This window comes from Pararhodobacter sp., from assembly GCF_034676545.1.
GTDB lineage: Bacteria > Pseudomonadota > Alphaproteobacteria > Rhodobacterales > Rhodobacteraceae > Pararhodobacter.
Map to the genome: position 1 here is coordinate 1,255,032 of NZ_JAUCBZ010000015.1, position 13,251 is coordinate 1,268,282.

Consider the following 13,251-nt stretch of genomic DNA (forward strand, 5'->3'; position numbering starts at 1 on the left):
TGGCAATTGAAACTTCCGTGCGGCTGGGTCATCTAGGGAACAAGGATAAACCTCGGTAACCGGCTGGAGATGCCATGACACTGCGAATCGCTTTTCAAATGGATCCGATCAACGCGGTGAACATCAACGCCGACAGCTCGTTTCGCCTCGCCGAAGAGGCGCAGGCGCGTGGCCATGAGCTGTTCTATTACACGCCCGACCGCCTGACCTTTGATGAGGGGCGCGTGGTGGCCCGCGCCTGGCCGCTCAAGGTGCAGCGCGTCCAGGGCGATCACGCGCATCTGGGCGATGAAATCACGCTGGATCTGTCCACCGTCGATGTCGTTTGGCTGCGCCAGGATCCGCCATTCGACATGGCCTATATCACCTCGACGCATCTGCTGGACATGATCCGCGACACGACGCTGGTGGTGAATGACCCGTTCTGGGTGCGTAACTACCCGGAGAAACTGCTGGTTTTGCGGTTCCAGGACCTGACGCCGCCGACCATGATCGCGCGCACGCTGCATGACATTCGCGCCTTCAAGCACCGTCACGGCGACATCATCCTCAAGCCGCTCTATGGCAATGGCGGCGCGGGGGTGTTCCGGCTGGATACCGAGGACCGCAATCTGGCGTCGCTGCATGAATTGTTCACCGGCTTCTCGCGCGAGCCGCTGATCGTGCAGAAATTCCTGCCCGCAGTGTCCAAGGGCGACAAGCGGGTGATTCTGGTCGATGGCGAACCCGTTGGCGCGATCAACCGCGTCCCCGCCAAGGGCGAGACGCGTTCGAACATGCATGTGGGCGGGCGCGCCGAAAAAACGGACCTGACCGACCGCGACCGCGAGATTTGCGCCAAGATCGGGCCATTGTTGCGCGAAAAAGGGCAGGTGTTTGTCGGCATCGACGTGATCGGCGACTGGCTGACCGAGATCAACCTGACCTCGCCCACCGGCATCCAGGAACTGGAGCGTTTTGACGGGATCAATGTCGCCGGAAAAATCTGGGACGCCATCGAGGCGCGCCGTGCCGGGGCATGACGTGGCAAGCGCGGGCAATCAATCAGCTCTGTCGGCTGACCATCCGGCGCGCCTTTGCCCGCCAGAGTGACCCGGTTGCGACTCGCCGCGCCATAAACCGCCTGTCGCGACTTGGCGCCTGGTCGCCGCCCCTCTCGCTGAGCCAGGAGGGGCGGATCGGCGGCGTGTCGGGGCTGTGGATTTCGAACCAGCGCCAGAATGACACGGTTGTTCTGTATTTTCACGGCGGCGCCTATCTGTTCGGCAGCCCTGAAACCCATGAGACGATGCTGGCCGCCTTGGCGCAGCGCACCCGCGGTTGGGTGTTTGCGCCGCGCTATCGTCTGGCACCCGAACACCCGTTTCCCGCCGCGTTCGACGATGCGGTTGCCGCGTGGGATGGGTTGTTGGCGCGGGGCTATGATCCGCGCGATATCGTGATTGGCGGCGATTCGGCGGGTGGCGGCCTGGCGCTGGCGCTGTTGTCGCATTTGCTGAACCGCGGCCAAAGCCCGGCCGGTCTGTTTGCGTATTCCCCCTGGACCGATCTCACGCTGTCGGGGGCTTCGCTGGTGACCAATGCCGCGCGCGAGCATATTCTGGCCGCCAATCGTTTCACCGAGGTGCGGCGGTTGATTTTGGGGGGCGCGCGGCCCCAGGATGCCGCCGATCCCCGGCTCTCGCCGATCCACGCCAGCTTCCCCGCGCCGCCGCCGATCCAGATCCATGTCGCGGAATCCGAAGTGCTGCGCGATGATTCGCTCCGGATGCGCAGCCGCGTGCCCGAGGCCGAGATCAAACTGGCCGGCGACCTGCCGCATGTGTGGACCTTGCTCCACAATCTCATGCCCGAGGCCCGCGCCACTCTGGATGAGACGGCAGCATTCATCCGGTCGTGTGCGCACCAACCGTCAGGCGAAAACTGACCGCTTCGGCGACATGCGGCTGGCGCACCGTGTCGCTGCCCTCCAGATCGGCAATCGTGCGCGCAACCCGCAAAACGCGGTGATAGCCGCGCGCGGTCAGGCCAAAACGATCCGCAACGCGGGTCAACAGGGCGCGCCCGTCGGCATCTGGCGTGGCGATCTCCTCCAGCAGCGCGCCCTCGGCATCGGCATTCACCCGAACCTGTGGCAGCGTGGCAAACCGTGTCGCCTGCACCTGCCGAGCCTGCGCGACCTGCGCGGCAATCTGCGCCGAGCTTTCCCCGGTGGCGGGCAGGTCCAGATCCGACCACGCGACCGGCGGCACCTCGATGCGCAGGTCGAAACGGTCCATCAACGGGCCAGAGATGCGCCCCATATAATCATCGCCGCAACCGGGTGCGCGCGCACAGGCGCGGGCGGGTTCCGCCAAATAGCCGCAGCGGCAGGGATTCGCCGCCGCGACCAGCAAAAACCGGCAGGGATAGCGCGTGTGGGCATTGGCGCGCGCCACGACGACTTCGCCGGTCTCGATGGGTTGGCGCAGGGTTTCCAAGACGGTGCGCGGGAACTCGGGGAATTCATCCATGAACAACACACCATTATGCGCGAGGCTGATTTCGCCCGGTTTCGCGTTGCGCCCGCCGCCGACGATTGCCGCGACCGAGGCGGTGTGATGGGGCTCGCGGAACGGCCTTTGGCGGGAAATCCCGCCTTCGTCCAGAAGCCCGGCGAGCGACTGGATCATCGAGGTTTCCAGGGCCTCGGCGGGCGAAAGCGGCGGCAAGATGCCCGGTAACCGCGCCGCCAGCATGGATTTTCCCGAACCGGGCGAGCCAACCATCAGCATGTGATGCCGCCCCGCGGCGGCGATGATCAAGGCGCGTTTCGCCCGTTCCTGGCCCTTCACATCGCGCAGATCGCGTTGCGTCGTGTCGCGCGCCACCTCGCCGGGTTGGGCGCGGGGCAGGGGGGCTTGGCCGGTGAAATGGCGGATCGCGTCGCTCAGGGTGGCGGGGGCAAAGACCCGTGCTGCCCCCACCCAGGCGGCCTCGGCGCCGCAGGGTTTCGGGCAGACCAGCGCGCAATCCTCGGCGGCGGCGGCCATCGCCGCGGGTAATGCGCCGACCACCGCAACCAACGTGCCGTCCAGCGCCAATTCGCCCAGCGACACGGTTTGTGCGAGGTCTTCGGGCGGGATGATGCCCAGCGCGGCCAGCAGGGCCAGCGCAATCGGCAGGTCGAAATGCGAGCCTGCCTTGGGCAGGTCGGCGGGCGACAGGTTGATGGTGATGCGGCGCGGCGGCAGGGCGATGGAGAGCGAGGAAAACGCCGCGCGCACCCGTTCGCGCGCCTCGGACACCGCCTTGTCGGGCAGGCCGACGATATGGAACGCGGGCAGGCCGGGCGAGAGCACGCATTGCGCCTCGACGATCCGCGCGTCGATCCCCTCAAAGGCCACAGTGCGCGCCCGTGCCAGCATATCCACCCCCAGTTTGACCCGATCCTAAAGGTTAACTGGTTAGCAAAGGGTAAACGGACGTCCGCTGGGCTTTGCTTTATCGCAAAGTCCGACGTGGAGTCGGGCGATAGACTGGTCGGCGACTGGAGGTCGCCATGCCCGCTGCCCAGAACCACGCCGAGTTGCTCACCGTCACCAAATTGGAATTCGCCAAGCTGCAAACGCTTTTGGCCGGGGTTGATCCGGGGCGTGTGGACCGACCCGATGCCGACGGCTGGACCATACGCGAGGTGATTGCGCACCGGGCGCATTGGGTGGTGTTGTTCCTGCATTGGCGGGCTGCGGCGTTGGCGGGGCATGACGTGCAGACCCCGGCACCGGGCTATAAATGGAACCAGTTGACGGCATACAATGCCTTGGTCCGAGAACAGGCGGCAGGGCGGGATTGGGCGCAGGTAAACGCGGACCTCAGCGCCGCGCACGGACGGTTGCTGGCCTGTCTGGAGGCGGCGGATGATGCCGAGCTGTACACAAAACACCTTTATCCGTGGATGAATGACTGGACGCTTGGCCGCTGGGCCGAGGCAGCCGGGGCCAGTCATTACCGGTCAGCGGCGAAAACGATTCGCAAGATGCTGCGGGAACCGGGCTAGGGGCCGCGGGTCTGCGCGGTGGTCATGGCGCAGGAATGGGTCCGGATTCGGACCATGGAAAAGGCGCGCAGGTTGCCCTGCGCGCCCCGAGATCTGGTTCGGTGCGTGCAAGCACGCACCCTACACCTTACTTGATGATCTTGGACACCACGCCAGCGCCGACGGTGCGGCCGCCTTCGCGGATGGCGAAGCGCAGCTTCTCTTCCATGGCGATCGGCGCGATCAGTTCGACTTCGAACTTCAGGTTGTCGCCGGGCATCACCATCTCGGTGCCCTCGGGCAGCTTGACGGTGCCGGTGACGTCCGTGGTGCGGAAGTAGAACTGCGGGCGGTAGTTGGCGAAGAACGGCGTGTGACGGCCACCCTCATCCTTGGTCAGGATATAGGCCTCGGCCTCGAACTCGGTGTGTGGCAGAACCGACTTCGGCTTGCACAGAACCTGGCCACGCTCCACGCCCTCGCGGTCGATGCCGCGCAGCAGGATGCCGACGTTGTCGCCTGCCTCACCACGATCCAGCAGCTTGCGGAACATTTCCACGCCGGTGCAGGTCGATTTCTTGGTGTCGCGGATGCCGACGATTTCGATCTCGTCGCCAACGTTGATCACGCCGCGCTCGATGCGGCCGGTCACCACCGTACCACGGCCGGAAATCGAGAACACGTCCTCGATCGGCATCAGGAACGGCTGGTCCACGGCACGGGCCGGGGTCGGAATGTACTCGTCAACCGCTTTCAGCAGCGCGCGGATCGAGTTCTCGCCGATTTCCGGCTGCGTGCCGTTCATCGCGTGCAGCGCCGAGCCCTTGATGATCGGGATATCGTCGCCGGGGTACTCGTATTTGCTGAGCAGCTCGCGGATTTCCATCTCGACCAGCTCGAGCAGTTCCTCGTCATCCACCTGGTCGACCTTGTTCATGTAGACAACCATGTAGGGAATGCCGACCTGACGGCCAAGCAGGATGTGCTCGCGGGTCTGCGGCATCGGGCCGTCGGCGGCGTTCACCACCAGGATCGCGCCGTCCATCTGTGCGGCACCGGTGATCATGTTCTTGACGTAGTCGGCGTGGCCGGGGCAGTCGACGTGTGCATAGTGACGCGTCTCGGTCTCGTATTCGACATGCGCGGTCGAGATCGTGATGCCACGGGCCTTCTCTTCGGGCGCGCCGTCGATCTGGTCATAGGCGCGGAAGTCGCCAAAATACTTGGTGATCGCAGCCGTCAGCGTCGTCTTGCCATGGTCAACGTGACCAATCGTGCCGATGTTCACGTGCGGTTTGTTCCGTTCAAACTTTGCCTTTGCCATGATGGCTTCTCCTCAATTCTTGGTCAGCGCAGCGGGGGAAGCCCCGCCCTACGGGTCGGTGTCGAGCGCGGCGGGCCCTCTCAAGGCGTCTCAGCCCAGACCAATGGACCCGCACAACTGGCAAGCCGCGTCGCGCGCGAGATAAAGGCGGGGCGCAGGAAAATCAAGCGCATTGGCGCATTTGGCGGTCAATATTCGCCCGATCGCCGGATTTACGCGGCGGCGCCCGCTTTGGCTTGCGTTACGACCCGGTCGGCAACCCGGTGACCGAGGCGCAACGATCAACCTCGGGCGCTTCGCTGGATGCGGCACGGGTCACGCGCGGCGGAGTCGCACTGTCCGCTTCGGCATCGACCGCCGGGTCGCCACCATCCTGGCCATGCTGGAACCATTCGGGGTTTTCCGCCAGCCAGTTCTCGATGCGGATCGCCGCGTTCTGCGCCAGAACCTGCATCTGCTGTTCGGCGGTCTGGGTCAGGCCCGAGCCAACAAGACTGGTGCCCGAGGCGCTTTCCAGCACGGTGAATTGTTCGGGTTCATCATTCAGCGGCCGCCCCAGCACATCGTCCCAGACGTTGGTGCTGATGATCAGCGCCGAGCGTGGCGAGGCGACGATCGGGATGCCCGGAACCGCCAGCACATAGGCATCCAGATGCATGGCGATATGATACAGGCGATCCCCGTCATAGCGGCCAAAACGACGGTCAACCTCGGCGCGGATCAGCCGCGAGAATTCCTCCAGATCGGCTTCGCGCGACAGCGGTCCTTGCACCGCGTCATTGATGGTGACGATGTTGTAACACAACCGGAAATCACCCAATTCGGCCCGTTCCTCTCCCAGTATCGCACCATTGGCACAGGCCGACAGCAGCCCGGCGGCGGCGAGCAGGGCGAGTTTGCGAAAGGGCAGGCGTGGTGTCAGCATGGCGATTTCCCGGGTTCTGAACTTTCTAGCCTTAGCGGAATGCCCCCGGCATGGCAACGCCGACGGCGCGGCTTGACCCGGTTTGACATCAGGTGAAGCGGTTGTCGCGGGGGAAGCCGCGCGGCGCCATGCGGCCGGCGGCGGCGCGTTTGGCCAGCCAGTCGTCCAGCACGGTCTCAAGACGGGTGCGCCCGGCGGGGTCTTTCCACGACAGACCTTCGGCCAGGGTGAGGGTGGTCAGATCGCTCAGACCGCCGTCCTTGTATCGTTGCAACCGCACACCTTTGCCCCGGTTCATTTCCGGCAACTCGTCCAGCGGGAACACCAGCAATTTGCGGTTTTCGCCGACCACAGCCACATGGTCGCCGTTGATTGGCTTGCAGATCAGGGCGCGGGCCTCGGCGCGCACATTCAGCACCTGTTTGCCGGCGCGGGTCTGGGCCAGAACCTCGTCCGAGGGCACGATGAACCCGTCACCGTCGCTTGACGCCACGATCATGCGCCGCCTGGCCTCATGCACAAAGATATCGACGATCTGCGCCTCGTTGGGCAGATCGACCATCAGGCGCACGGGTTCGCCCATGCCACGCCCGCCGGGCAGGTTGACGCCGATCAGCGTATAGAATCGCCCGTTGCTGCCAAAGATCACGATCTTGTCGGGGGTCTCGGCATGGAAGGCAAAGGCGGCCTCGTCGCCGTCCTTGAACTTGAACTCACTGTCCAGCGCGACATGACCCTTCATCGCGCGGATCCAGCCCATTTTCGAACAGACCACGGTGATCGGTTCCCGCTCGATCATCGCCTCGAACGGCACTTCCTCGATTTGCGCGGCCTCGGCAAAGGTAGACCGGCGCGCGCCCAAGGCGGTGCCCTTGCCGAAGCTCTTGCGCACTTCGGCCAGTTCCTGCTTGATCCGCGTCCATTGCCGACGCTCGGAGCCCAGCAGATCAACCAGCGCCTCACGCTCTTTGAGCAACTCATCACGCTCGCGGCGCAGCTCGATTTCTTCGAGCTTGCGCAAGCTGCGCAGCCGCATGTTCAGGATCGCTTCGGCCTGCACCTCGGTCAACTCGCCCGCGCCGGGGGCGGGGGCGATATAATCGGCCTCGGACATCGCGCGCGGGAAGGTCTTGCCCCATTGCTCGCGCATCAGCGCATCGCGCGGCGTCTGGTCATAGCGGATGATGTCGATCACCCGGTCGAGGTTCAGATAGGCAATGATATAGCCTTCCAGCACCTCAAGGCGGTGGTCGATCTTTTCCAGCCGGTACTGGCTGCGGCGTTTGAGCACCTCGCGTCGATGGTCGAGGAATGCCTGCAACACCTCGCGCAGCCCGCAAACCCTGGGCGTGCGCCCGTCGATCAGCACGTTCATGTTCAGGCTGAAACGGATCTCCAGGTCAGAAGATTTCATCAACATGCCCATCAGCATGTCGGGGTCCACGTTCTTCGAGCGCGGCTCCAGCACGATGCGCACATCATCCGCCGATTCGTCGCGCACATCGCCCAGAAGCGGCACTTTCTTGGTCTGGATGATCTCGGCCAGCTTTTCGATCAGCTTGGATTTCTGCACCTGATAGGGGATTTCGGTGACGATGATCTGCCAGGCGCCGCGCGGCAACTCCTCACGCTCCCAGGTCGCGCGCAGCCGGAAACTGCCGCGCCCGGTGCGGTACGATTCCAGGATCGACGACCGCGGCTCGACAATCACGCCGCCGGTCGGAAAATCTGGGCCAGGCACCAGATCGACCAGCGCCTCGTCGCTGATATCCGGCGTGTCGATCAAGGCGACCGAGGCATCGACCAATTCATCCAGATTATGCGGCGGGATATTGGTGGCCATGCCCACGGCAATGCCGCTCGATCCGTTGGCCAACAGGTTCGGAAAGGCGGCGGGCAGAACCACGGGTTCTTCCAGCGTGCCGTCGTAATTGGGCCGGAAATCAACCGCGTTTTCCGACAACCCCTCCAGCAGCGCCTCGGCGGCGGCGGTCATGCGGGCCTCGGTGTAGCGGCTGGCGGCGGGGTTGTCGCCGTCGATGTTGCCAAAATTGCCCTGCCCATGCACCAGCGGATAGCGCACGTTGAAATCCTGCGCCAAACGCGCCATCGCATCATAGATCGCCGCGTCGCCATGCGGGTGATAATTGCCCATCACATCGCCGCTGATCTTGGCGGATTTGCGGAACCCGCCGGTCGAGGACAGCTTCAACTCGCGCATCGCAAACAGGATGCGCCGGTGTACCGGCTTCAACCCGTCGCGGGCATCGGGCAGGGCGCGGTGCATGATCGTGCTCAGCGCATATTGCAAATACCGCTCGCCCAACGCGCGGCGCAGCGGCTCGGCCAGCGGGGCCGTCACGGGGGGCAAGGATTCGTCGTCATTGGGCGTATCGTCGGTCATGCGCTGCTTCTAGCGCTTCGGCGCGACAAGGGAAATCTGCTTTTTCACCCGCGTCTCACCGATCCCCCCTCATCTTGCCAAAAATACTCATCTTTGACTCGGGTGGCGACGTGTCCTGACGCCCGGGAATGGAGGACGCCTCTTTGACCTTACCGGTCCTGCTGTTCAGCATCCCAGGTCTTGAGCCACCGCTTTGGTGCCGCCGCGCGCCATTGTTGGATCAGCCGCACCTTGGCCCAGTCGGGGTCAAGACGCCCGCCCATCACCAGGATCAATTTATGGGCGCGGTAATGCGGATGCAGCACGAACGTCTCTGGATCCGCCTCGAGCAGCATCTCGCGTTCGTCAAAATCGCATTTGAACACCGCCGCATCGACGTAGGGCGACCACCAGACCCACATCTTGCCATGCGCCCGCAGGCAGGCATTGCCCCACGCCGTTCCGTCTTCGACGCGTGGCAGGTTCAAAGACAAAGCGACGTCACGCAATTCGGCATAGCTGTTGATCATGCGGCCAGTTTGCCACGGTTTTGCGCGAGCCGCAAACCCTGGCGAGAGGGGGTGCGCGGCTTACCCCCATCGAGGGGGTTCGCCGCGCCGGGGGACGCTGTCCCCCGCGGCCTGCGGCCTTCCCCCTGGGATATTTCAAGAACAAAGACGGGAGTCAGTGGGCTTCGGCCCAGTTCGGTCCGGTGCCCGCCTCGACGATCAGCGCGACATCGAGCGAGACCGCCGGGCTTGCGGCGTTTTCCATCACGGTCTTGACCCGTGCGATGGTTTCGTCGACGGCGTCATCGGCGACCTCGAACACCAGTTCGTCATGCACTTGCAGCAGCATCTTGGCGGGCAGGTCTGCAATGGCGTCAGGCACGCGGATCATGGCGCGGCGGATCACATCGGCAGCGGTGCCTTGGATCGGCGCGTTGATCGCCCCGCGTTTGGCAAAGCCAGCAGCCGGGCCTTTGGCGTTGATCTCGGGCGTATGGATGCGCCGCCCGAACAGGGTTTCGACGTATTTATGTTCTTTGGCAAAGGCGATGGTGTCGTCCATCCAGGCGCGAATGCCGGGGAAGCGCTCGAAGTAGGTGTCGATGAAGGCCTGCGCCTCGGCCCGCGGGATGCGCAGGTTGCGCGCCAGGCCAAAGCCCGAGATGCCGTAGATCACGCCGAAATTGATCGCCTTGGCGCGGCGGCGGATGTCGGGGGTCATCTGGTCCATCGGCACGTTGAACATCTCGCTGGCGGTCATCGCGTGAATGTCCAACCCGTCCTTGAACGCCTGTTTCATCGCCGGCAGGTTTGCCACATGGGCGAGGATGCGCAGTTCGATCTGGCTGTAATCGAGGCTGACCAGCGACTTGCCCTCGGCCGCGACAAAGGCCTCGCGGATGCGGCGGCCTTCCTCGGTGCGGATCGGGATGTTTTGCAGGTTCGGATCGGTCGAGGCCAGCCGCCCGGTATTCGCGCCGGTTTGCACATAAGACGTATGCACGCGGCCGGTGTCGGGGTTGATATGGTCCTGCAACGCATCGGTATAGGTCGATTTCAGCTTCGAGAGTTGCCGCCAGTCCAGCACCCGGCCCGGCAGATCATGTTCGGTCGCCAGATCCTCGAGGATATCCGCGCCGGTCGAATAGGCCCCGGTCTTGCCGGTCTTGCCGCCCGGCAGGCCCATCTTGTCGAACAGGATTTCCCCCAGTTGCTTGGGTGAGCCGACGTTGAAGCTCTCGCCCGCCAGCTCATGGATTTCCGCCTCGAGGCCCGCCATCTTTTGCGCAAAGGCGTTCGACATGCGCGACAGCGTATCGCGGTCGACCTGAATGCCGTGCATCTCCATCTCGGCCAGCACCGGCACCAGCGGGCGCTCCAGCGTCTCGTACACCGTCGTCACCCGCTCGCGGTGCAGGCGCGGGCGCAAGGCGTGCCACAGACGCAGGGTGATATCCGCATCCTCGCCGGCGTATTTCACCGCATCCTCAATCGGCACATTGTCAAAGGTTTTCGCGGCTTTGCCGGTGCCCAGCAGCGACTTGATCGGGATCGGCTTGTGGCCCAGATATTCCTCGCTGAGGGCATCCATGCCGTGATTGTGCAGCCCTGCGTTCAGCGCGTAAGACATCAGCATCGTGTCATCAAGGGACACCACCGACACGCCCGCCCGCTTGAAAATCTTGGCGTCGTATTTGGCGTTCTGAAAGATCTTGAGGATCGACGGATCCTCCAGCATCGGCTTCAGGATCGCCAGCGCCGCCTCCGGGTTCATCTGGCCGTCCAGCCGCTTGGCCGCGCCGAACAGATCGCCCGCCCCCGCGCGGTGGTTCAGCGGAATGTAGCAGGCGTCATTCGGGGCCAGCGCCAGCGACACGCCAACCAATTCGGCGCGCATCTCGTCCAGCGAGGTGGTTTCCGTATCCACCGCGACATGACCCTGCTCATAAATCCGCGCGATCCAGGCCTGCAACGCCCCGGCATCGGAAACACAGGCGTAACCCTCGGTTTCAAAATGTAAAAGCACGGGCGCGGCGGGCGCCTCCTCGGTGGCCGCAGCCGGCGCCGAGGCCGGGGCCACCGCCACCGCAGGCGCCTCGACCCCAAGCTTCTCGGCGATGCGCCGGGTCAGGGTGCGGAACTCCATGTCATTGAGGAAGCCCAGCAGCACCTCGGCCTGGGGCGGGCGGATGATGAAATCCTCCAGCGCCTCCTCCATCGGGGTGTCATCGCGCAGCGTCACCAACTGCCGCGACAGGCGGATCTGATCGCCCATCGTCACCAAAGTCTCGCGCCGCTTCGGCTGCTTGATCTCCGACGCGCGCGCCAGCAGCGTATCCAGATCGCCGTATTCATTGATCAGCAAGGCCGCGGTTTTCACGCCAATGCCGGGCGCGCCGGGGATGTTGTCGACGCTGTCCCCGGCCAAGGCCTGAACATCAATCACCCGCTCCGGCCCGACGCCGAATTTCTCGACCACCTCCTCGGGGCCGATGATCCGGTCCTTCATCGCGTCCCACATCACCACATTGGGGCCGACCAACTGCATCAGGTCCTTGTCCGAGGAAATGATCGTCACATCGCCGCCCGCCGCCACCGCGTGTCTGGTCAGCGTGGCGATGATGTCGTCGGCCTCGAACCCCTCGGTCTCGACGCAGGCGATGTTGAACGCACGCGTCGCCTCGCGGGTCAGCGGGAATTGCGGCCGCAGATCCTCGGGCAACTCGGGCCGGTTGGCCTTGTACTCGGGGTACAGATCATTGCGAAAGGTTTTCGCGGAATGGTCAAAGATCACCGCGACATGGGTCGCCGCGGTGCCGCCGTTCTTGCCCTCGGTATAGCGCAGCAGCATGTTGCAAAACCCGGCCACCGCGCCAATCGGCAGGCCGTCGGATTTGCGCGTCAGCGGCGGCAGCGCGTGGTAGGCCCGGAAAATAAAGGCCGATCCGTCGATCAGATGCAGATGATCGCCCTTGCCGAATGCCATGCCAGTTCCCCTGTGTTCGGATACCTGCCCTTGGTAACGACCCAGCACGAATGCGTCCAGCGGCCAAAGCCACCAGAGCGCTTTCGATTTCATCTTGCCAAAAATACTCCCGCCGGAGGCTCCGACACCGGCATCCCGCGCCTAACGTTTCCCGCCCTGGCCCTTGATGAACGTCCCGGCATTCAACTCGGCAAACGCCTTTTGCAACTCGGCGCGGGTGTTCATCACGATCGGCCCGTGCCACGCCACCGGCTCCTTGATCGGCTGGCCCGAGACCAACAGGAACCGCATGCCCTCTGGCCCCGAGGTCACGCTGATCTCATTGCCCGTGCCAAACCGCACCAGGGTCCGGTTGCCCGACATATCGCGGATTTCCAGCTCTTTGCCCGCAAATTCCTTTTCCACCTTCACGCCAACCGGCTTGGCGGCATCGCGGAACGTGCCGCTGCCCGCGAAAATATAGGCAAAGGTATTCGCATAGGTATCGACCGGCAGGGTCCGGCGCGTGTTCGGCGGCACCGAGACATCCAGAAACAGCGGGTCCGCCGCGATTCCGTCCACCGGGCCACGCTTGCCCCAGAACTTGCCGGTGATGATGCGCACCGCGGTGCCGTCATCCTCGACCACGGTTTCGATCTCGCGGCCCTTGATGTCCTGATAGCGCGGAGCGATCATCTTTTGCGCCCGCGGCAGGTTGGCCCACAGCTGGAACCCGTGCATCTGCCCGCGCGCGTTCCCCTTGGGCATCTCCTGGTGCAAAATCCCTGACCCGGCGGTCATCCACTGCACCGCTCCCGGCCCCAGCAGGCCCTTGTTGCCCAGCGAATCACTGTGCTCGACGGTGCCTTCCAGCACATAGGTGATCGTTTCGATCCCCCGGTGCGGGTGCCACGGAAATCCGGCGCGGTACAGATCCGGGTCGTCGTTGCGGAAATCATCCAGCAACAGGAACGGATCGCTTTCCTTGGGTTCGCCAAAGCCGAACGCGCGGTGCAGGTGCACGCCTGCGCCCTCCATCGTTGGCTTGGCCTTTGAGATGCTGGTCACGGGGCGGAATGTCATGGCGAAACCTCTTGCTGAGTGTTGCGCCACAAATGTGTGTTTCG

The 13,251-nt window shown here is 64.0% G+C and carries 10 protein-coding genes; 3 read left to right on the forward strand and 7 right to left on the reverse strand.

Annotation, left to right across the window (positions count from 1 at the left end; genetic code table 11):
- Window positions 1–80 precede the first annotated feature (80 nt).
- Both gshB and VDQ28_RS09580 read left to right on the forward strand, forming a co-directional pair.
- Window positions 81–1,022 carry a glutathione synthase gene (gshB, locus tag VDQ28_RS09575; protein ID WP_323038099.1) on the forward strand — a complete coding sequence of 314 codons (942 nt, stop codon included), beginning with the start codon at window positions 81–83 and terminating at the stop codon, window positions 1,020–1,022.
- Window positions 1,019–1,927 (forward strand): alpha/beta hydrolase fold domain-containing protein, encoded by a 909-nt coding sequence (locus VDQ28_RS09580; protein ID WP_323035726.1) that lies wholly within the window; start codon window positions 1,019–1,021, stop codon window positions 1,925–1,927. Before gshB ends, VDQ28_RS09580 begins: the two co-directional genes overlap by 4 nt.
- On the opposite strand, the gene VDQ28_RS09585 is transcribed toward VDQ28_RS09580, so the two are convergent.
- On the reverse strand, window positions 1,887–3,407 hold the full coding sequence (locus VDQ28_RS09585) for a YifB family Mg chelatase-like AAA ATPase (RefSeq protein ID WP_323035727.1): 1,521 nt from the start codon (window positions 3,405–3,407) through the stop codon (window positions 1,887–1,889). The two genes, VDQ28_RS09580 and VDQ28_RS09585, sit on opposite strands and share 41 nt — an antisense overlap.
- A gap of 134 nt (window positions 3,408–3,541) precedes the next feature.
- On the opposite strand from VDQ28_RS09585, the gene VDQ28_RS09590 reads away from it, so the two are divergent.
- Complete coding sequence (locus VDQ28_RS09590; RefSeq protein WP_323035728.1) at window positions 3,542–4,039, forward strand: ClbS/DfsB family four-helix bundle protein; 498 nt, start codon at window positions 3,542–3,544, stop codon at window positions 4,037–4,039.
- Window positions 4,040–4,166: 127 nt separating this feature from the next.
- On the opposite strand, the gene tuf is transcribed toward VDQ28_RS09590, so the two are convergent.
- The 6 genes from tuf to VDQ28_RS09620 all read right to left on the reverse strand — a co-directional run bounded on the left by tuf (window position 4,167) and on the right by VDQ28_RS09620 (window position 13,207).
- Complete coding sequence (gene tuf / locus VDQ28_RS09595; RefSeq protein WP_323035729.1) at window positions 4,167–5,342, reverse strand: elongation factor Tu; 1,176 nt, start codon at window positions 5,340–5,342, stop codon at window positions 4,167–4,169.
- Between the two features lie 241 nt (window positions 5,343–5,583).
- Complete coding sequence (locus VDQ28_RS09600) at window positions 5,584–6,267, reverse strand: hypothetical protein (protein ID WP_323035730.1); 684 nt, start codon at window positions 6,265–6,267, stop codon at window positions 5,584–5,586.
- A gap of 88 nt (window positions 6,268–6,355) precedes the next feature.
- The gene (locus VDQ28_RS09605) at window positions 6,356–8,671 is read right to left on the reverse strand and encodes a DNA topoisomerase IV subunit A (protein WP_323035731.1); all 2,316 of its coding nucleotides are present in this window, start codon (window positions 8,669–8,671) and stop codon (window positions 6,356–6,358) included.
- Window positions 8,672–8,820: 149 nt separating this feature from the next.
- Complete coding sequence (locus VDQ28_RS09610) at window positions 8,821–9,180, reverse strand: MmcQ/YjbR family DNA-binding protein (RefSeq protein WP_323035732.1); 360 nt, start codon at window positions 9,178–9,180, stop codon at window positions 8,821–8,823.
- A gap of 154 nt (window positions 9,181–9,334) precedes the next feature.
- Window positions 9,335–12,145 carry a DNA polymerase I gene (polA, locus tag VDQ28_RS09615; RefSeq protein ID WP_323035733.1) on the reverse strand — a complete coding sequence of 937 codons (2,811 nt, stop codon included), beginning with the start codon at window positions 12,143–12,145 and terminating at the stop codon, window positions 9,335–9,337.
- 141 nt (window positions 12,146–12,286) lie between these two features.
- Window positions 12,287–13,207, reverse strand: coding sequence for a pirin family protein (locus tag VDQ28_RS09620; RefSeq protein WP_323035734.1), 921 nt, complete (start codon window positions 13,205–13,207; stop codon window positions 12,287–12,289).
- Window positions 13,208–13,251 lie beyond the last annotated feature (44 nt).

Bases quoted from the DNA above. Each gene is read 5' to 3' on its own strand.
- VDQ28_RS09580 (WP_323035726.1), top strand. From the start codon at position 1,019: ATGACGTGGCAAGCGCGGGCAATCAATCAGCTCTGTCGGCTGACCATC.
- VDQ28_RS09585 (WP_323035727.1), bottom strand. From the start codon at position 3,407: ATGCTGGCACGGGCGCGCACTGTGGCCTTTGAGGGGATCGACGCGCGG.
- VDQ28_RS09590 (WP_323035728.1), top strand. From the start codon at position 3,542: ATGCCCGCTGCCCAGAACCACGCCGAGTTGCTCACCGTCACCAAATTG.
- tuf (WP_323035729.1), bottom strand. From the start codon at position 5,342: ATGGCAAAGGCAAAGTTTGAACGGAACAAACCGCACGTGAACATCGGC.
- VDQ28_RS09600 (WP_323035730.1), bottom strand. From the start codon at position 6,267: ATGCTGACACCACGCCTGCCCTTTCGCAAACTCGCCCTGCTCGCCGCC.
- VDQ28_RS09605 (WP_323035731.1), bottom strand. From the start codon at position 8,671: ATGACCGACGATACGCCCAATGACGACGAATCCTTGCCCCCCGTGACG.
- VDQ28_RS09610 (WP_323035732.1), bottom strand. From the start codon at position 9,180: ATGATCAACAGCTATGCCGAATTGCGTGACGTCGCTTTGTCTTTGAAC.
- polA (WP_323035733.1), bottom strand. From the start codon at position 12,145: ATGGCATTCGGCAAGGGCGATCATCTGCATCTGATCGACGGATCGGCC.
- VDQ28_RS09620 (WP_323035734.1), bottom strand. From the start codon at position 13,207: ATGACATTCCGCCCCGTGACCAGCATCTCAAAGGCCAAGCCAACGATG.